Raw genomic sequence first — 19232 nt, 5'->3', positions numbered from 1 at the left:
CGGCCGATGCAGACGGTATGAGCGCCTGCCGTAAACCCGTTGCGCTTCGCCAAGTCGTGATCGTGTATTACCATCGGCGTTTCCTCGTACGCTTCGTCGCGGCGCGTGCGCCCGCCCGGCCACGGGCGAGCCGCGCCCCCTGTTCGCATGACCTCACCCGTTCCGTCCGACACCGCGCTGCGGCCGCAGCCGATCGACGCGCTGACCGTGCCGGCCGCGCTCGACGGACGCGCGGGCACCAATCGCTCGACGAGCGCGCATCCGCAGATCGCCGCGAACCATGATCTCGACGCCGTGCGCGCATGGCTCGCACGCTTCGTCGAGACGCCCACCACGTTCCAGAACTACCGCAAGGAGGCCGAGCGCCTGCTGCTGTGGGCCGTGATCGCGTGCGGCAAGCCGCTGTCGTCGCTCACGCACGAGGATCTCGTCGTGTACCGGCAGTTCCTGCTCGCGCCCGCGCCCGCCGACGTGTGGTGCGCGAACGGCGGCCGCAAGCATCCGCGCGGCGACCCGCGCTGGCGGCCGTTCTACGGGCCGCTGTCGGCGGCCAGCCAGCGGCAGGCGATGGTGATCCTGAACGTGATGTTCTCGTGGCTCGTGCAGGCCGGCTATCTGGCAGGCAATCCGCTCGCGCTGTCGCGCCAGCGGCAACGGCGGCCCGCGCCGCGCGTCACGCGCCATCTCGGGCCGCCGCTGTGGCAGGCGGTCAAGGATGCGATCGCCGCGATGCCGCGCGACGATGCGCGTGCCGCCTTCCATGCGGATCGCGCGCGCTGGGTGTTCACGCTGCTGTATCTCGGCGGACTGCGCATCACCGAGGCGGCCGACACGACGATGGGGCAATTCTTTGCACGGCGCGATTCGAACGGGCGCGATCGCTGGTGGCTCGACGTGACCGGCAAAGGCGGCCGCCAGCGCCTCGTGCCGGCCACCGCCGAGATGATGGCCGAGCTCGCGCGCTACCGGCGCGCGCATGGCCTGCCCGCGCTGCCGGCCGACGGCGAAGCCACGCCGCTCGTGCTGCCCGCCGGTCGCACGCGCAAGCCGCTCACGCGCGCGGCGCTGCACCGGATCGTAAAGCAGGTGTTCCGGTTCGCGGCCGAGCGGTTGCGTGCACAAGGGGATGCAGGCGAACAACAGGCGCGCGTGCTCGAACAGGCATCGGCCCACTGGCTGCGCCACAGCGCGGGTTCGCACATGGCGGACGGCCGCGTCGACCTGCGGCTCGTGCGCGACAACCTCGGACACGTATCGCTGACGACGACGAGCCAGTATCTGCACGCAGACGACGACTGGCGACACAGCGAAACCGAGGAGAAGCACCGGATCGGCTGGTGAACGGCGCGCCGGCCCCTGCTTCAATACACGGCGGCCCAGTGCCCGGGCACCCACGCCCAGTGGTTGCCGGCCCAGCGGTAATGACCTTTCGCCCAGCGATAACCGGGCGCGGGCGGCGGCGGCATCACTTCGGCGACCGGCGCAGGCTGCGGCGGCCGCGCGGGTTCGACCACGCACGCGGACAGCAGCGCCGCGCTCGTCGTCACCCATACGGCAAGCGATACGGATCGGATCTTCATCGTCGATTCTCCCTGTTGTGTAATTGATCGGTCAGCGGAGGCGAACCCGCGTACGCCGTGCATCGAGCTGCGCATCGCTCCGCGCGTCACGCGGTTCCGCGAACGAGGCCCGTCATCGGCCGCGTCGCGCCGCTTTCCGCGAACAGCGTCGACGCGGTATGAGCGGGATCGAGCCGCAGGCTTTCGGCGGCCGCGCCCGCGATCAGCGCGTCGAGCGACGCGGTCGGCTTCAGGTCGCGCCCTTCGTACAGGTCGCCCGGCCGCAGGCCCGGCCAGTCGGCGATCACGCGTCCGCCCGCGACCGCCCCGCCCGCCAGCATCGCGACCGACGCCTGCCCGTGATCGGTGCCGCCCGTGCCGTTCGCGGCGGCCGTGCGGCCGAACTCGGTCGCGACGAGCACCGTGGTCCGCTGCCACACGGGCCCGAGACCGTCGCGCAACGCGGCGAGCATCGTGTCGAGCGCCTTCAACTGATTCGCGAGCCGCGCGTTCTGCGCGCTGTGCGTGTCCCAGCCGGCCGTCTCGATCATCGCGATCCGCGGGCCGTCGTCGCGCGCGAGAAACGTCGCCGCGAGCTTGCCGACGCCCGCCGGATCCTGGCGCGCATGCGCGTCGCCGGCGAGACCGCGCGCGGCCATCGCCGATTGCCACAGCGGCCCGAGCTGTGCGTCGGCCTCGTACAGCGCCGACACGCGCGCGAGCAGGTCGTCCGGTGCGGCCGGCAACCCGGACGCCGCATACGACGCGGCCTGCACGCTGCCGCGCAACGCGAGCGGCACCGTCGGCGCGAACGCGATCGCGTTGTCCCGCGTCGCCGGCAACATCGCGGCGAGCCGGTTCAGCCAGCCGTCCTTCACCCGGTACGGCGCGCGCCCGCCCGTCTCGAGCACGTTCTGGCCGTCGAAATGCGAGCGGTCGCGATACGGCGACGCGATCGCGTGGACGAACAGCGCCTCTTTGTCGCGAACCATCTGCGCGGTCCGCACGAGCGACGGATGCAGCGCGAACGTGCCGTCGATGCGGGTCGCCGTCGACGCGTCGATCGCCAGCGGGCCGCGCAACGACGCATACGCGGGTTCCGCATACGGGACGACGATGTTCAGCCCGTCGGCCGCGCCGCGCTGGATCACGAACACGAAGCGCCGGTCGGTTTCGACGTTCGCGAACACGATGCGCGGCGCGATGAGGATCGCGCCCGCACCGGCGGCGGCGATGCTCAGGAAATGTCGACGGGTAAGGGATCGGGCCATGTTCATCTCCGTTGAAAATCGGGCGACACGAGCAGCAGCGCAAGCGACGTGGTCGCGCTCTCGGCACGCGACAGTGCCGTCGCCGTCGGTGCGCTCAGCGAGCCGGCCAGCAGCGTCTTGCCGAGCGTGCGCGGGTCGAGCCGGTCGCCCGTGCGTGCGGCAAACCGCTGCGCGATCTCGACACGGCGCACCAGCGCGTCGGGCGCGGCCCAGCTCGCGGCGACGTCGTCGTACCCGGCCGGCGACCCGGGCCGCCATACCGGCTGGCCGAGCTGCGCGAGCAGCGGCGCGGCCTTCAGGTCGCCGGTATCGCGCCAGCCGAGCCCGCGCAGCGACGACACGGCCCACTCCCACGGCGTCTTGAACTTGCGATTTACCGGCGACCATGCGTCTGGCGCATCGACCAGCGCGCGATAGACGGTCGACAAATCGCCGCCGCTCGTATCGAACGCACGGGCGAGCCGGTCGGTGAGCGCGCGCGGCGGATCGTCGGCGACGAAATGTCGGGCGAGCTGGAACGCGACATGCCGGCCCGTCGCCGGCGAACGCGCCAGATCGCCCAGGATCGCGCGCGCTTGCGCGTCGCCCGGCTGATCGTAGGTGCGGCTCATCACCGTGCGCGCGCCCGGTTCGTGCAGTTTCGGGCGGAACACGAACGCGCCGGGCGCCACATCGCCGGGCTGCGCCCCGCGTCCGCCGGCGATGCTCCAGCCGGTCAGCGCACGCGCGAATTCCGTCACGTCCGTTTGCGTGTAGCCGGTGCGTACCCCGAGCGTGTGCAGCTCCATGATTTCGCGCGCGAGGTTCTCGTTGAGGCCGCGCCGTGCCGCCGGCTGGCGGGCTTCGGCGCGCAGCGCGGCCGGGCTGTCGGGGCCGACCGAGCGCGCCTGGTCGAGGAACAGCTGCATCGCGGGATGCTGCTCGACGGCGACGAGCATGTCCTCGAAGCGGCCGAGCACGTGCGGGCGGATCGCATCGCGCTCGAATGCGCCCGCATACGCGGCAACCGGCCCCTTGTCGACCGACACCGCGAAATGGTTCGACCAGAAATGCACGAGCCGCTCGACGAACGGCGTGGACGTGGCGAGCGCGCTGTTCAACCGCGCAGTGACGGCGCTGCGATAGGCGTCATGGCCGTCGCGACGGATCGACTGCGCACTCGCGCGCCTGGCCGCCGCGTCGTCGCTCGTCATCGTGTTGCGGGTCGTCGCGAAGCGCGTGGCGAGCGTGATCGCGTCCGGTTCGCCGGCCCATGCGGCCGGCCTCGGGTCGTAGCGGTCGAGCTGGGCGACCAGCGCGGCCTTTGGATCGGCAGGCGGCGCTTCGTCGGCCCGCGCGCCGAGACCGAAACGGTTCAGCGCGATGGCGGCCGGTGAGATGTCGTTCGGGTGGTCCATGACGGGGGCTCTCGCGATGCGTACCCGTGTTTAACGGAGGGTGGCGGGAAATCCGTCGCGCGACCGACAGATATTTTTTGCCTTGCCACGCTGGCAGCGTGTGCCTTGCTGTTTGCTTTCAAATGACGACGAAAATTCACCGGACAGCGCACCGCGCGTCGTGCAAGGGATCGCGAAGCAGGATGTCGCGATCCACCGGCGTGATGCCGGTTTTGTTCTATCTTTCCGTTTTTGCCCCTGATTAACTGACGATTCTCGTTGGCCGAAAAGGCGGGCACCATGAAACTGACCAGGATCGCTTTCGCTCTGCTCGGCTTGATCTGGGGATCCAACTTCATCTACATGAAATGGGCGGCGGCATGGATCAGCCCGATGCAGATCGCCTTCCTGCGCGTCCTCTTCGGCTTCCTGCCACTGGCGTTCGCCGCGTGGCGTCAGCGCGCGATCCATCGAAGCCAGGTGCGACATCTGCCGCACTTCTTCGTCATGGCGGCAATCGCGACAGCGCTCTACTACGTGGCCATCGTGAAAGGCACGGCGCTGCTGCCATCGGGGATCGCGGGCGTGTTGGGCGGCTCGATCGCGATCTTCACCGCGATCTTTTCGCTGTTGTTCCTCAGAACCGAGAAAATGAACCGGCTGATGGCATCCGGGATCGTCGCGGGTTTTGCCGGCGTCGTACTGATTGCGCGCCCGTGGGAAGGCGCGGGAAATCCGGTCGATCCGGCGGGTGTCGCGTGGATGTTGGCAGGCGCGATCATCCTCGGGCTTTCGTACGTCTACGTGAGGCGCTTTCTGTCGCCGTTCGGCCTTCAGCCGCTCGCGCTGGTGACGTGGCAGATGGGTCTGGCGTTGCTGATTCTTGCCGTGCTGACGGACTTCACCGGAATCGATCGCATCTTTCACGACTGGCGTGCCGCGTCCGGCGTTGCGGTGGGACTCGGTCTGCTGGGGACCGGCATCGCTTACCTGCTCTATTACTTTCTGCTAGAGGAACTTGGGCCCGTTGCCGCGTCCGGTTCGACGTACATCACACCCACGGTTGCACTCCTGATCGGCTGGGCAGCCGGCGAACACGTCGGCATGCTGGAAGCGAGTGCGATCGCTTTGGTGCTCGTCGGTATCGCGATGCTGCAGATCGGCCGGCAACGATCGGCTCGCGACCTTGCTCGATCGACACAGGCCGCGAGTACTCGAACCTGAAGTCCTCCATGCCGCGCTTTCATCCGCTTGCTCTTCCCGCAAAGCCACCTGGACTCTAAGGAATGCGAAGGTGGCGACATGACATCAACTGCGGCGTTCACCCCAGCTCGAACGACGTCACCCCGAACACGCGGTCGATCGCGATCGCGGGCGCTTCCTTCGTATACATCCGCGCGGTTTCGAACACGCTCGACATGCCGTGCCGTTCCGCCAGCGCGACGGCCGCGGGATTCGTTTCCGGCACGTCGAGCACGATCATCTCGCCGGGCATGCGCGCCGCCAGCGCGCGAAACAGCCCCGTGGCGACGCCGGCGTCATCGGCGAACAGCGGGCCGATCTTGCAGCCCGCCTTGCAGCGGCGCACGACGCCGTATCCGGTGATGCGACCCGCGTCGACCGTTGCGAGCGCAACGGCATCCGGCTGCGCGAGCCACGCGGAGACGAAACGCGCGCGCGGCGCAGGAAAACACTGGCGATCGTACACCAGCAACTGCGCGAACGGGACCTCGGCCGCCGCGGCCGCGTGCGCGCATCCGATGCCGTCGACGCGCCCCTGATAACGGATGTTGCGATACGCGAGCCGGAACCCCGACTTCCGGTAGTTCGCCTGTTGTGCCACGACACCGTCGAGACCGACATTGCGGTTTCCCAGGTAACGCATGCCGTGCTGCCAGATTCGCATGCCGAAGCCTTTGCCGCGAAACCCGGGTTTCACGATGTACAGACCGATGAAGCCGAAGCGTTCGTCATACGCGACGGCAGCAAGGCACGCGACCGGCTCGCCGCGCCACACGCCGACGAAAAAACCGGCCGGGTCCGCTTCCCTGAAACACGGCGGATCATGCAGGCCGGGGTTCCACCCTTCGGCTGCCGCCCATTCGACCGACATGGCCACCTCGTCGGCCGACATGGTGCGCACGATCAAGTCTTCGCTTCGATCCATGATTCGCCTCCGTCGCGGCACTCGAGATCGCCGCCAACCGATTCGCGAGCGTGACGCGTCGTCACGCCACGCCAGTTACTGGCTCCCCGCCGCGTCGTGCTTCCTCTGAAACCTCGCCGGCAGCCGCCAGTTCCCGCTGCGTCGCAACCCGTCGACGAATTTCACGCGCTCGTCGGGCGTCAGCGTCGCCGCGAAATCGACGATGCTGCGCTCGACCTGCCCCCGCAACGCACTATCGGCCGCCCGCGTCCGATCGAGCGCCGCGTCGATCGCCGCGCGATCGAGCTGCGGCGCCGCCAGCAGATCCAGCACCGTGATCCGCCCGTCACGCCCTTCCCGCGCGAAATCCCGACCTTCCTTGCGCGCCGCCTTCAGCGCCGCCGCAAACGCTTGCTGACGCGCGTCGGACAATTCGTCCGCGGCGAACCGCAATGCCGTGCGCTGTCCGGGCATCCCGCCCCCATCCAGGCCACGATGCGTCGAAAACCATTGATACGCGCCGCCGCCGATCGCGCCGAGCATGAACACATTCAACACGACCGACCCGACGAGCACGAATTTCCAGCCGCGTTCGCTCATTCGTCGCCTCCGTCGATGCCCGGGCCGCCGAACGTCGTCGTCAGGTAGCCCGGTTCGTGTTGCGCGAACGGCGCACTGCCGAGCATCAGCATCGACACGGCCACCGCGCCCGCCACCGCGCCCGCCAGCCCGACACCGGCGAATGCCGCGCCCGACCACCACACCGTGCCCCGGCGCCGCGCACGCTCCGGCGCGGGCGCCGACGCGACGATGCGTTCGACGAGCGCCGGCGCGGGCGGCGCGACCGTGTCCTGCATGAGCCAGGCATCGAGCGCGGCGGCATCGTCGAGCGCCTCGAGCGCGTCGCGCGGATGCGCTTGCGCCCACGCTTCGGCCGCCGCGCGTTCGTCGCGCGGCCAGCGCCGCGCATCCGAGCCGTACGCGGCGACGATGGTACGGAATCGTTCGGGTGTCATCGCTTGTCCTCGCTAGGTGGGTCGCCGGCCAGTTGCGCGCGCAGGTTGCGCCTCGCGCGCGCGAGCAGGCTTTCCAGCGCATCGACGGTGATGCCCATCAGGTTGGCCGCTTCAACGTTCGACATGTCCTGATAGTACTGGAGCACGAGCGCTTCCCGCTGCCGGGGCGGCAACGCGGCGAGCGCCTCGCGCACGCGCGCATCGCGCGCGCGCAACTCCGCGTGCGCGGCCGGCTCGGGTTGCGGGTCGGGCACGTCGGGCAGCGTGTCGACCGGCTCCTCGCGCCGCCCGCGCATCCGGTCGTAGCACAGGTTCAGCACCACGCGATGCAGCCACGTGTCGAAGCGCGCTTCGCCATCCCGCCAGCGCGGCGCGTGATGCCAGATCCGCAGGAAGGTTTCCTGCGCAACGTCTTCGGCTTCGGTCCGGTCGCCGAGCATGCGCGTCGCGAGCGCAAGCAGGCGCGGCAGCTTGCGTGCGATGAGCACGCGCACGGCCGACGTGTCGCGCGCGCCGACCCGCGCGACGAGTTCCGCATCCGGATCGGCGTCGCTCAACGCGGGCTGCTCCGCCATGCGCGGCGCGCCCGCCGCATGCTGCCGGCGAGCGTGCCCGCCGTCCGGCTGAAGCTCATCGTCGTGCTCTCCTTGCATGCGTCGGGCCGGCGCCGCACGGCGCGATGCCGGCGCGTCCACGGCGCGCCGCGCGCCGTGCCCGGCATCCGCCCGGCCGGTTTCGTCGACATCCGGTTCGAACGGCATATCGATCCTGTCGATCGCCAGCCGGCCGGCGCGATCAATATACGACGACCGGCGCGGGCCGGTAATACACCGGACGCGCCGGCACCACGACGCAGCCGGCCAGCACGACGGCCGCGGCTGTCAGGATCACGATGGTTCGAAAAGGCATGGCTTAACGGATGAGTTTGTGTGGAAGTCCCGCCGCACCGGCGCTGCGCGCCGCGCGGCGCCCGGCGCGTCACGCCCAGTGACCCGGCACCCAGCGCCAGTTCGGGCCGCGCGCGGCCCAGTGCCCGGGCAACCAGCGATAGCCGACGCGCACCGCTTGCCAATGCCCGGGGATCCACACGTAGCGGCCCTGCCGCCAGTGCCAGTGGCCCTGATCCCATACGTAGCCCGCGCGCGGCGCCGGCATCACTTCGACGCGCGGCGGCGGCGGCGCGACCGGCGCGACGATGACGGCCTGCGCGAATGTGGCGGAGGTCGCCAGCGCGGCCACGCATCCCGCGGCAACCCGTAATGAAATGGAAAGTTTCATGCAAGACTCCGAAGCGTCGTGTAGCGAACGTGATGGCCGGAAGTGGCCGTTCGTTCGTTAAACGACGCATGCGGAAAAATCCGTCGCGACGCGCGCAAATAAATTTCCGCCGCGCCGGCGACGCCGCGCTCACCCGGCGACGCATCGGGCCCGGGCGTGGACGACCGTCTGTCACAACCCGGCAAAACTGCGCTTCGACAATGCATGTCACCGGGATCCCGCTCGTTTCCGGCCCACGCCCCGGACGCGCTCGCGCACGGCCGGGCGGTTCCGCATTTCGCGTGTCACTCAACGAAAATACGATCATGTCGAACCAGGACAACTTCCCCGCCGAGTCGAACGAGCCGGCCGCTTCCGTATCGCGTCGCGGCTTCCTGAAACTGGCCGGCGTCTCCGGCCTCGCCACCGCCGCGGGCGGGCTCGCGGCCGCCCGTGCCGCCGGGTCGAACCCGGACGGCACCCCCGAACAGGTGCACCTGACATGGGGCAGCGACCCGGCGTCGGAAGTCGCGATCTCGTGGGCATCGCTCGCGCCGGCCGTCAATCCGCGGGCGCGGATCGTCGCCGACGGCGAACCGGCACGCATCGTGCACGGCGTGCAGCGCCTTTACACCGACGGCCTGAACGGCGAAACGGTGTTCACGTACCACGCACGCGTGCACGGCCTGAAGCCGAACACGCGCTACCGCTACGAACTGACGGCCGACAACGACAGCAACGCCGCGCAGCCGTTTGCCGCGACCTTCACGACCGCGCCGCGCGGGCGCGCACCGTTCCGCTTCACGAGCTACGGCGACCTCGCGACGCCGAACGGCGCATGGGTGCTGTCGTCGCCGCAAAGCCGCTTCGCGGTGCAGGCCGTCGAGCAGTTCCAGCCGCTGTTCCACCTGCTGAACGGCGACCTCTGCTACGCGAACCTGAACCCCGCGCATCAGCCGGAGGTGTGGCGCGACTTCGGCAACAACAACCAGACGTCGGCCGCGAACCGCCCGTGGATGCCGTGCCCGGGCAATCACGAGATCGAATTCAACAACGGCCCGCAGGGGCTCGACTCGTACCTCGCGCGCTACACGCTGCCGGAGAACGGCACGCGCTTTCCGGGCCGCTGGTACAGCTTCCGCGTAAGCTCGGTGCTGTTCATCTCGCTCGACGCCGACGACGTCGTGTACCAGGACGCGGCCGCGTTCGTCGGCGGCCCGGCTCCGCTGGTGCCGGCCGCGAGCACCGGCCGCGCGCCGATCGAGCCGGGCACGTCGTTCTACGTGCGCGGCTACAGCGACGGCGTGCAGACGCGCTGGCTCGAGCACACGCTACGTCAAGCGTCGCACGATGACGACATCGACTGGATCGTCGTGCAGATGCATCAGGACGCGCTGAGCTCGTCGAAGACGGGCAACGGCTCGGACAAGGGCATTCGCGAGGCATGGCTGCCGCTGTTCGACCGTTACGGCGTCGACCTCGTGCTGTGCGGTCACGATCACGATTACGAGCGCAGCTACCCGGTGCGCGGCTGCAATCACCGCGCGGGCGTCGATGCATCGACCGGCGAAGTCGTCGAGACGCTGCAGCCGCGTCCGGTCGGGTCGACCGATCCCGAGCGCACGACCTTCGACACGAGCCACGGCACGATCCACCTGATCCTCGGCGGCGGCGGCACCAGTGCGCCGCTCGACGTGTACGGCGAGAACCCGGCGACCGGCTTCGCGCAGGCCAAGGTCTTCACGAAGCCGAACCGGCCGGTGCCGGGCGCCGCGCCGAACACGTTCGTGCGCAAGCCGGCCGATGCGCTGGAGGATGCGATCTGGTCCGCGCGCCGCGATACGGGCACCGGCTACGGGATCGCGGTGTTCGACCACGATCCGGGCAAGCCGGGCGGCCACACGACGATCACGATGCGCTACTACCATGCGCCGGGCGCGGATCAGCACCCGAGCGCACAGTACGAGCTGTTCGAGACGATCGAGCTGAGCAAGAAGCGCCGCGAGCGCTGATGCGACGGCCGCCCGCAACGCAGGATCGCGCGGCGGGCGGCCGGGGCTGGCGCGTGCGGGACGGCGCGCGCGACGCGCTGATGGATACGGCGAATACGTGACGGCTGCGCCATGCGGAGCGGCTGCGTCTATTCGACCGCCGCACCTTGCATGCTGCGCATCGGCACGCCGGTTTCCACAGCAAGCCGCGTTGCCGCCACCGTGCCCCTAGCTTCGCGATTCCAGCGCGATACGCACGGCCAGTCCGGCCAGCACGGTCCCCATCAACCCGCGCTGCACCCGCGCCCAGACGGGCCGACCGGCGAGAAACCCCGCGATCGAGCCGGCCATGCTCGCGATCAGCGCATTCACGCAGACACTGACCGCGATCTGCACGCAGCCCAGTGCCAGCGATTGCGCGAGCACGCTGCCGTGCCCGGGCGCAATGAACTGCGGCAGCAGCGACAGGTACATCACCGCGATCTTCGGGTTCGCGAGGTTGGTGACGAAGCCCATCGTGAAGAGCCGCACGCCGCTGTCGTGCGGCAGTTGCCGCACCTGGAACGCGGAGCGGCCGCCCGGCTTGAGCGCCTGCCAAGCGAGATACGCCAGGTACAGCGCGCCGGACAAACGCAGCGCGTCATACGCGTACGGCACGGTCAGCACCAGCGCGGTAATGCCGAATGCCGCGCAGAACATGTAGAACACGAACCCCAGCGCGACGCCGCCGAGCGACACCAGCCCCGCACGGCGGCCCTGGCAGATCGAGCGGGAGATCAGGTAAAGCATGTTCGGGCCGGGCGTCAGGGCCATGCCGAGCGATACGAGTCCGAAAGCAATCAGGGTGGGCAAGGCCGGCACGGCAGTCTCCTTCGGGGCGATGAAGTCGGGGCGAGTGTCCAGCAATGTATTGCATGTCGGTGTCTGTCGGCATGAATAAACTGCAAGTCATGCATGAGCGCGCTTCACCCCGTCATCGCGTCGTTCCGCCGGCCCGCTACTTGCCCTTTTTCGCGCGTGCCTGCATCGCCTTTTCCGCCTTCGCGCGTTGCGCGTCGACCAGTTTCACGAATGCGTCGGCGACCGCGTTGCCGCTCGCGTTCCACGCCAGTCGCACGGAACGATGCAGTCTGGGCGACAACGCCAGCACCCGGCCGCCGAACCGGGTATAGGTGAGCGTGATGCGCGGGACGATCGACACGCCCATTCCCGCCTCCGCCATCGACAGAATGGTCCGCATCTCGACCACGTTGAACGCGGCGCGAAGCGATGCACCGTTGCGCGCGAAGTAATCCGCGATGACCGGCCCGCACCCCGCCTTCGAAAAAATGAACGGCATCGTCGCCAACCGTTTCGCCGACACGCTCTCGCGGCCGTCGAACATGCCGTCCGCCGCCACCGCGACGAAATCCTCGTCGAGCAACGGCAGGTTGTTCGCGAAAGTCTTCGTGCCGGCGACCACGCCGATGTCGGCGGTGCCGTCGTCGAGCCACTCTTCGACTTCCGCGTCCGTGCCTTCGAGCAGCACGGCCGTCACGCCCTCATGCGCCGCCTTCAACGCTTCGAGCGCGGGTACGACGAACGCGAGCGAGACGCTCGGCAGCGACGCCACCACCAGCCGACCCTCGAGCTTGCCGCGCGCCAGGCCGAACTGCTGGCGCAGCGTCTGCGCTTCCCGGACGACGTTCTGCACGTACGGCCACAGGCGTTCGCCGGCAGCGGTCAGGACGACCGGCTGGCGGTCGCGCAACAGCAGCTTGACCTCGGTGATGTCCTCCAGTTCGGTCAACGCGTGGCTGATCGCGGATTGACTGCGGCTGAGCCGATCGGCCGCGGCCGTCAGCGAGCCGAGTTCGACCACGGCAGCCAAGGCCTGCAACTGCGCAAGCGTCATCTCGCCTCCTTGTTGCGATGCATGTATTTTTCACATGATAGAGCGACGCATCATGAATTGGATTGAACCGGTGGCATGCGCTTCGATGGCGCGCCATCGCGTGACCTCGCCCGATGCCCCGCGCCGCGCCGCGCTCGGGCAAGATTCAGCCTCGAATCATGTCGAACGCCGTCGCCGGACACGCGCAGGATTGCGCCGGCGCCCGCGCCCGTCCAAGCCCCGTCCGTTGCGCCTTCAGCTCCGATCCCCAAGACGCGTTAGACTGTCCCGATGGAACAATGCCGTTATTGCCAGAGAATCCGCGATGAATGGGATTGCCACGGGGACGAATGCCGCCGGGCAATCGCGAAGGCACTGCGCCGGCAGCGCGCGGGCCTGCCGATGGTGCCCGATCGCATCCGCAACGAGCTGCCGTCCGGCGCGCCCACCCAGCAGGTGATCGCGGTCCTGTCGCGCCAGCGCCTGCGGGCGCGCCGCGGCAACGAGGAACGCCGCGAGCGCAAGGAAATCGACGACGCCGACGGCGTCTGATCCGCCAACGCCCCCCGCCAGCCGCCCCACCTGCCGATGCCCCGCCACCGGGCGTTCGCCCGTGCGCGATGTCTCGCCGCCCGTCCGCCGTCAGTTTGCAATTCCCGCAACGCTGAACGGGGACGGATCGAACTTATGTTGGAATTGTTGCCTCACCGACAATGATCTTTCGCCGGAATCCACGTTTACCCTGAATCCACCGACGCCTACGATGTAATCAATCGCTTACGACATGGTGTCGCCGGCGAACCCAATAGAACATCGGAGGTCATCATGAAATCGCTCGTTTCCGCAGTCGTCGCCGCTGTCGCCCTGTCCGCTTCGTTCGGCGCCTTCGCCCAAAGCACCGTGACCCGCGCCCAGGTGCGCAACGAACTCGTCCAGCTCGAGAACGCCGGCTACAAGCCGAGCCAGTCGAGCCCGTACTACCCGGCCGACATCCAGGCCGCGCAAGCGCGCGCACACGCTGCCGACAACAGCGGCTACGGCGCGCAGCCGGCCCCGGTCGTCCAGGGCGGCGCACCGGCGGTCAAGGTGCGCAACGCGCGCGACTCGGTCTACTTCGGCCACTAAGTCGGCCGCCGCGCGCATCGCGCGCGGTCCGCCCGGATCCAGCGAGCCCGTCCCGTGACGGGCTCGCCGCGTTTTCGCCGCGCGCCGGGCCGGCCTGCCGTCAGCGGCTGCCCTCCGCCGCCACGCGGCCGCCGTCGTCCGTGGCGATACCGCCGCCGAGCAGTTCCTGGTAACGCACGCACGCGCACTGCGCGGACGCCTTCGCCGCGTACATCGCCGCGTCGGCCTTGACCAGCAGTTCCTCGGCCGACGCGCCATCCGCCGGATATTCGCTCACGCCGATGCTCGCGCCCACGGCCAGGTGCCGGTCGCCGAATTCCAGTTCCTCGGCCATCACGATCTGGATACGCGACGCGATATCGCCGATCACCGCGGGCGATCGCACGTCCGAAATCAGCACGATGAATTCATCGCCGCCGAGCCGCGCGGCCATGTCGCCGCTGCGCAGCGCGAGGCTCAGCCGTTTCGCGACCGCGACGAGCGTGCGATCGCCGGCCGCGTGCCCGTGCTGGTCGTTGATCTGCTTGAAGCGATCGAGATCGACGAACATCACCGCCAGCCCCTCGCGCACCGCGGCCGCATGCCGGATCGCGGCATCGAGATGCTCCATGAACAACAGGCGGTTCGGCAAGCCGGTCAGCGGGTCGTGACCGGCGAGATGCGCGAGCTCCAGCTGCTTCGCGCGCAGCATCGCGACCTGCGTACGGATCTCGACGCGCATGCTGTCGAAACAGCGCGCCAGCACGCCGATCTCGTCGGCCCGCGCGACCGGCAACCGTTCGGCGGCCGGATCGTCGAACACGTGGGTCGCCGCGCGCGCGAGCATCTGCAACGGCCGCGTGATCGCGCTCGCAAACAGGATCGCGAGAATCACCGCCGCCACGCTCATCAAGAGCACCATCCGGATGATCCGCTCGCCGAGCATCCCGGCCGGCGCCAGCACGTCCGTGAGCGGACGCGCCATGCCGAGCACCACGAAGCGGTTGCCCTCGTTGTTGCCGAACGGCGTGCGCACGAACGCGAACATCTGGCCCGGTGCGGCGTCGGGCTGCGTGAGACCGTTGAGCGCCACGTTCGTGCGCGCCCCGACGAACAGCAGCCGCGTGTCGGGGAAGCTGTCCTGCATCAGCACGCGGTGCCCGCGATCGAAGCCGAAGATCTGCGACGGATCGGGGTGCACGAGGAAATCGCCCCATTTGTTCGCGAGATACACCACGTAGTCTGGCGGCAGATCGCGTTCGAGCCGGTCGAACATGCGCGTCAGCTCGACGTCGACGACCAGCGCGCCGACGACCCGGCCGCCTTCGTCGACCACCGGCGTGCCCACGCGCAGGATCGGCAGCCCTTCGGCCGCATGCGAGCCGGTCTCGTGATTGATCGCGATCGGCGACAGGTAGATATGACCGGGCGCCGTCGCAAGCGTATCGAATACGTAAGGAAACTGCCCTTTTTCCTGGAATGCACTCTCCGGCAACACGACGATGCCATGCGCGTCGCGATCGACGCGGATCCGCTCGAGCCCGAAATCCCCGCGCGCGATCAGCCGGATCTGCAGGTACTCGGGGTGGTTCTTCATGAAGCTGTAATACACCTGTTCGAGCCGCGTGCGCGGCGCGCGATCGGCGCCTTCCCCGCTCGCGACGGACGCGGACGCCGGCAATTGCGCGAGCACGAGCACATCGTCGGCCACGTCGGACAGCGCGGTCGTGAAGCGCTGTCCGAGCAAGTGCGTCGACATCAGCAGGCTGTGCTGCGCTTCCTGCACGAGCATCGTCCGGTTCGCGCGGTAGGTGTAGTAGCCGGTCGTGCCGGACGCGATCACGCCGATGCACGCGAACAGCATCGACAGCTTCCACGTGAGCCCGAGCCTGATCATTTTTCGAACCGCTCCGGCCGGTCGCCCGACACGATGCGGCTCCATAGCGACTCACGCCGCGCGATGTCCTCGACCGGCTGGATCCAGACGAGGTGCTGGTGGCCGGCCTCGAGACCGGGTGGCGGTTGGAGCGTATTCGCGAGCCCCTGGCGTTCGGTCAGCAGCACGCCGATCGCCGGTTCGAGCATGTAGTTGATCCACGCGAACGCCAGTTCGCGATGCTCCGCGCCGCGCGTGACGCCCCAGCAGTCGAGCCACGCGAGCGCGCCTTCGTCCGGAATCACGTAGCCGACATCCGCACCGGCGCGACGCAGCTGTTCGACCTGCTGCGTGCCATAGTTGCCGAACATCAGCGCCGCGCGATGCTGGACGAACAGCGTGGTCGCCTCGTCCGGAAGCGTGTAATACGTGAGCAGGTTGCGCCGCAGTTCGACCAGCTTGTGCGCGACGGCAAGCGTTTGCGCGGGCGACAGGCGAAACGGGTCGCGATAGCCGAGCGCGAGCGCGGTGAACGAAAAATTATGCGGCGCGCTGTTGAAGTCGAGCACCTTGCCGCGGTAACGCGGATTCCAGAGTTCCAGCATCGAGCGCGGCGCGACCGGCACCTGCTTGCGATCGTAGATCAGTCCCATCGACGAATACGTGAACGGAATCGCATAGGTCGAGCCGTTGCGCACGAGTCCGCCGATCGTCGCGAGCTGCTGGAAATTCGGCAGTTGCCGCCGGCGGTTGGGGATCTGCGACAGGTCGATCGGCGTGAGCAGGCCGTCGCTCGCATAGCGCTGGATCTCGGCCGTGTTGGCCGCGAGCACATCGTACGGCGGCGGCGACGCGCTGTGCATCCGTGTCCACAACGCTTCGTCGGAATCGACGAAGGTTACTTCGACGTGCACATGAAAGTGCGTCTCAAATGCATTGACGACATCGTTGTCCGCGTAGCCGGGCCACGCAAGGACACGCAGTACGTTGTCGCCGACGGTCTCGGGGGAAGCGGCGCAGGCAGGCAGGCCCTGCCAGCCCAGCGTCAGGACGACAAGCCACCGGCACGCGGCGCGGCGCGCACGGCGCGCGCCGATTCCCCTGATCAATCGGTCCTCGTCCGAATTCCCCGTATGCATTCGACTGTCCTTTTTTCGAGTCGATGCTTGATCATGCAACAAGACCACAAAAAATTTTGCCGCGCAATTGGAACAAGCCGCACGCGCATTGCGCCCGCTCATGCGGAAGCGCATCATGCGTGGACGCGTTCGATCGCACGTCGCTGCACGCGCTCGATCCCGGCCACGCGAACGGAGAATCATCAGGTGAAAGGCAAGACGCGACGTGTGCCAACTCCGCTTGCAGCCACGGCGCCACGCGGCATGTACTGCGTATGCGTTTGGAGCGTTCGGTGCATTCGATGCATTCGGCGACGCGCGTCATCCGTCGCGTCGTGTCGTCACCTCCGCCTGCATGTGCGTCGCGCCGTCGCATGCGCATCCACGCCACGCAGGCGTTAACGCCGCGATCACGCGCGACGGATGCGCACGCATCGGCATCGCCACGACAGCGCGACCGGCCGCGGCCGTTGCGCTTTCCTTTTCGGGCCGCTCGTCGGACAATGACGCGCGCCCGCCGGCGCGGCGCCGCATCGGCCCCGCGCGAGCGGCACCAAGCATGCTCCGCCCGCGCCGATGAAACGCTACGAAACCCTCGCCCAGACGATCGCCGACGAAATCCGCAACGGCAACCTCGCGGTCGGCACGCGCCTGCCGTCGCTGCGGCAGATCATCGCGCAGCATGGCGTGAGCCAGTCGACGGTGTTTCGCGCGTACTACCTGCTCGAACAGTGGGGGCTGATCCGCGCACGCGAGCGTTCCGGCTATTACGTCGCGCCGGGCGCGGGCCCGGCGGCGAACCCGCCCGCGAAACACCGCGCGAGCCGTGCCGGCGCCACGCGCAAGGTCGACATCAGCGACCTCGTGTTCTCGGTGCTCGACGCCGCGACGCAGCCCGGCATCGTGCCGCTCGGCTCCGCGTTTCCCGCGCCGCAGCTGTTTCCGCTGCCGCGCCTCGCGAAATCGCTCGCGCAGGCGACGCGCCTCGTCAGCCCGTGGAGCACGGTCGTCGACCTGCCGCCCGGCAGCGAGGCGCTGCGCCAGCAGATCGCGCGGCGCTATCTGGCAACCGGTGTCGCGCAGCCCGTCGACGAGATCGTCGTCACCAACGGCGCGCTCGAGGCGCTGAACCTGTGCCTGATGGCCGTCACGCGGCCCGGCGACGTCGTCGCGGTCGAGTCTCCCGGCTTCTATGCGGCGCTGCAGGCGATCGAGCGGCTCGACCTGCGCGCGGTCGAGATTCCCGTCGATCCACGCACGGGCCTCGATCTCGATGCGCTCGCGAACGCGCTGGACCGGCACGACATCCGCGCGTGCTGGTTCATGACCAATTTCCAGAATCCGACCGGCGTCACGCTGTCGCTCGACAAGAAGCGCGCGCTCGTCGAGCTGCTGGCCGCACGCGAGGTCCCGCTGATCGAGGACGACGTTTACGGCGAGCTGCATTTCGGCCCCGACTACCCGCTGCCCGCGCGCGCATTCGACCGGCACGGCCTCGTGATGCATTGCAGTTCGTTCTCGAAGACGCTCGCGCCCGGCTACCGGATCGGCTGGGCCGCCGCCGGCCGGTTCGCGGAGAAGGTGCAGCGGCTCAAGCTGATGACCACGCTGTCGGCGAGCATTCCCGCGCAGGCCGGGATCGCGAACTATCTGGAGCACGGCGGCTACGACCGTCACCTGCGCAAGCTGCGCGGCACCCTGCAGGCGCAGCTCGCGCGCATGGACGACGCGCTGCGGCGCTGGCTGCCGCCCGGCGTCGAGTGGGTGCGGCCGGACGGCGGGTACTTCCTGTGGCTGTCGTTTCCCGACGCGATCGACGCGATGGAACTGCACCGCCAGGCGATCGCGCGCGGCATCAGCTTCGCACCGGGGCCGCTGTTCTCGGCCGCGCACGGCTTCGAGCGCTGCGTGCGCGTGAACTTCGGCCATCCGTGGAGCCGCGACATCGAGCGCGCGATCCGCGTGCTCGGCGAGCTGGTCGCCGGGCCGGCGGTACGCAAGTCAGGCTGATCGCGCCTCGTGCGCACGCTGCGCGCCGCGCGCATCACGTCCATGCAGCGAAGCCGCGCGCGGGTTACATTGCTGGTCCCGCCGCTCCTTCACGATTGCCCATGAGCCAACTGCCCTACCTCGATCACGACGCGTTGCTGAAACTGGCGGCCGAAGCGGCACACGTTACGCAGCCGTGCACGTGCACGAGAACCTCGCTCGCCGGCTGGACGACCCTGCCGCTGTCGCTGCAGGACACGCAACTGACCGAAGTGGCCACGCTTGCGCCGCCCGGCGAGACCGAGCCGACCTACGACGAATATCATCCGGCCGGCACGCGCTATGCGTCGGACGACGCGCCGATCGCACCGCGCCACTTTCCGTACAACCGCTGCAACGTCAGCCGCTGCGTATCGTGCGGCCGGCTTTATCTGCGCTATCAGGAAGGCGGCGGCTACTTCATCGACCAGCGCATCCGCGCGCTCGATCCGGCGTTGATCGTCGACGCACCGGCGCAAGCCTGAACCCGACGCGGGGCATGCGCAACGCATGCCCCGGCACACACCGGCGCGCCCCGCCGATCTGCTGCGCCGTTTCCGTTCCGATCTGTTAAGCCGTTTCCTCTCCGATCTGCTGCGCCCTTTCCGTTCCGATCT

19 protein-coding genes are annotated in these 19232 nt (G+C 68.8%); 7 read left to right on the top strand and 12 right to left on the bottom strand.

All coding sequences use genetic code 11. The features are described from left to right. Positions 1-147 precede the first annotated feature (147 nt). Entirely contained in the window at positions 148-1341 is a 1194-nt protein-coding gene (locus U4Z31_RS04040; RefSeq protein ID WP_321809500.1) for a tyrosine-type recombinase/integrase, read from the top strand. 20 nt (positions 1342-1361) lie between these two features. Here U4Z31_RS04040 and U4Z31_RS04035 read toward each other — a convergent pair whose 3' ends face one another. From U4Z31_RS04035 to U4Z31_RS04025, 3 genes are all read right to left on the bottom strand, one after another. Then, complete coding sequence (locus U4Z31_RS04035) at positions 1362-1580, bottom strand: YXWGXW repeat-containing protein (RefSeq protein ID WP_044845687.1); 219 nt, start codon at positions 1578-1580, stop codon at positions 1362-1364. 86 nt (positions 1581-1666) lie between these two features. After that, positions 1667-2830: a DUF1501 domain-containing protein gene (locus U4Z31_RS04030; RefSeq protein ID WP_321809499.1), complete on the bottom strand. Its 1164-nt coding sequence runs from the start codon at positions 2828-2830 to the stop codon at positions 1667-1669. Positions 2831-2832: 2 nt separating this feature from the next. Then, positions 2833-4227 carry a DUF1800 domain-containing protein gene (locus tag U4Z31_RS04025; protein ID WP_321809498.1) on the bottom strand — a complete coding sequence of 465 codons (1395 nt, stop codon included), beginning with the start codon at positions 4225-4227 and terminating at the stop codon, positions 2833-2835. 279 nt (positions 4228-4506) lie between these two features. On the opposite strand from U4Z31_RS04025, the gene U4Z31_RS04020 reads away from it, so the two are divergent. Next, positions 4507-5430, top strand: coding sequence for a DMT family transporter (locus U4Z31_RS04020; protein ID WP_321809497.1), 924 nt, complete (start codon positions 4507-4509; stop codon positions 5428-5430). Positions 5431-5527: 97 nt separating this feature from the next. On the opposite strand, the gene U4Z31_RS04015 is transcribed toward U4Z31_RS04020, so the two are convergent. The 5 genes from U4Z31_RS04015 to U4Z31_RS03995 all read right to left on the bottom strand — a co-directional run bounded on the left by U4Z31_RS04015 (position 5528) and on the right by U4Z31_RS03995 (position 8646). After that, entirely contained in the window at positions 5528-6373 is an 846-nt protein-coding gene (locus U4Z31_RS04015) for a GNAT family N-acetyltransferase (protein ID WP_321809496.1), read from the bottom strand. Between the two features lie 75 nt (positions 6374-6448). After that, positions 6449-6952 carry a periplasmic heavy metal sensor gene (locus U4Z31_RS04010; RefSeq protein ID WP_321809495.1) on the bottom strand — a complete coding sequence of 168 codons (504 nt, stop codon included), beginning with the start codon at positions 6950-6952 and terminating at the stop codon, positions 6449-6451. Beyond that, positions 6949-7368, bottom strand: a complete 420-nt coding sequence (locus tag U4Z31_RS04005; RefSeq protein WP_321809494.1) for a hypothetical protein — start codon at positions 7366-7368, stop codon at positions 6949-6951. Before U4Z31_RS04005 ends, U4Z31_RS04010 begins: the two co-directional genes overlap by 4 nt. Next, positions 7365-8129, bottom strand: coding sequence for an RNA polymerase sigma factor (locus U4Z31_RS04000; RefSeq protein ID WP_321809493.1), 765 nt, complete (start codon positions 8127-8129; stop codon positions 7365-7367). Before U4Z31_RS04000 ends, U4Z31_RS04005 begins: the two co-directional genes overlap by 4 nt. A gap of 217 nt (positions 8130-8346) precedes the next feature. Continuing rightward, the gene (locus U4Z31_RS03995; protein WP_321795856.1) at positions 8347-8646 is read right to left on the bottom strand and encodes a YXWGXW repeat-containing protein; all 300 of its coding nucleotides are present in this window, start codon (positions 8644-8646) and stop codon (positions 8347-8349) included. A gap of 305 nt (positions 8647-8951) precedes the next feature. Here U4Z31_RS03995 and U4Z31_RS03990 point away from each other — a divergent pair, with 305 nt between their 5' ends. Further along, complete coding sequence (locus U4Z31_RS03990; protein ID WP_321809492.1) at positions 8952-10637, top strand: metallophosphoesterase family protein; 1686 nt, start codon at positions 8952-8954, stop codon at positions 10635-10637. A 207-nt stretch (positions 10638-10844) separates the two neighbouring features. On the opposite strand, the gene U4Z31_RS03985 is transcribed toward U4Z31_RS03990, so the two are convergent. Further along, on the bottom strand, positions 10845-11477 hold the full coding sequence (locus U4Z31_RS03985) for a LysE family translocator (RefSeq protein ID WP_321795859.1): 633 nt from the start codon (positions 11475-11477) through the stop codon (positions 10845-10847). A gap of 136 nt (positions 11478-11613) precedes the next feature. Further along, positions 11614-12510, bottom strand: a complete 897-nt coding sequence (locus U4Z31_RS03980; RefSeq protein WP_321809491.1) for a LysR family transcriptional regulator — start codon at positions 12508-12510, stop codon at positions 11614-11616. Between the two features lie 270 nt (positions 12511-12780). Between U4Z31_RS03980 and U4Z31_RS03975 the strand changes: the two genes are divergently transcribed. Beyond that, positions 12781-13041, top strand: a complete 261-nt coding sequence (locus U4Z31_RS03975; RefSeq protein ID WP_006760082.1) for a hypothetical protein — start codon at positions 12781-12783, stop codon at positions 13039-13041. A 273-nt stretch (positions 13042-13314) separates the two neighbouring features. After that, on the top strand, positions 13315-13614 hold the full coding sequence (locus U4Z31_RS03970; RefSeq protein WP_124484654.1) for a DUF4148 domain-containing protein: 300 nt from the start codon (positions 13315-13317) through the stop codon (positions 13612-13614). A 100-nt stretch (positions 13615-13714) separates the two neighbouring features. Here U4Z31_RS03970 and U4Z31_RS03965 read toward each other — a convergent pair whose 3' ends face one another. After that, entirely contained in the window at positions 13715-15490 is a 1776-nt protein-coding gene (locus tag U4Z31_RS03965; RefSeq protein WP_124484653.1) for a sensor domain-containing diguanylate cyclase, read from the bottom strand. Beyond that, on the bottom strand, positions 15487-16608 hold the full coding sequence (locus U4Z31_RS03960; RefSeq protein WP_321809490.1) for an extracellular solute-binding protein: 1122 nt from the start codon (positions 16606-16608) through the stop codon (positions 15487-15489). Before U4Z31_RS03960 ends, U4Z31_RS03965 begins: the two co-directional genes overlap by 4 nt. Positions 16609-17163: 555 nt before the next feature. Between U4Z31_RS03960 and U4Z31_RS03955 the strand changes: the two genes are divergently transcribed. Both U4Z31_RS03955 and U4Z31_RS03950 read left to right on the top strand, forming a co-directional pair. Beyond that, the gene (locus U4Z31_RS03955; protein WP_321809489.1) at positions 17164-18597 is read left to right on the top strand and encodes a PLP-dependent aminotransferase family protein; all 1434 of its coding nucleotides are present in this window, start codon (positions 17164-17166) and stop codon (positions 18595-18597) included. A gap of 101 nt (positions 18598-18698) precedes the next feature. Next, complete coding sequence (locus tag U4Z31_RS03950) at positions 18699-19100, top strand: hypothetical protein (RefSeq protein ID WP_124522027.1); 402 nt, start codon at positions 18699-18701, stop codon at positions 19098-19100. Positions 19101-19232 lie beyond the last annotated feature (132 nt).

This window comes from Burkholderia sp. BCC1985, from assembly GCF_905339915.1.
GTDB lineage: Bacteria > Pseudomonadota > Gammaproteobacteria > Burkholderiales > Burkholderiaceae > Burkholderia.
This window is presented reverse-complemented; position numbering and strand designations above follow the sequence as displayed.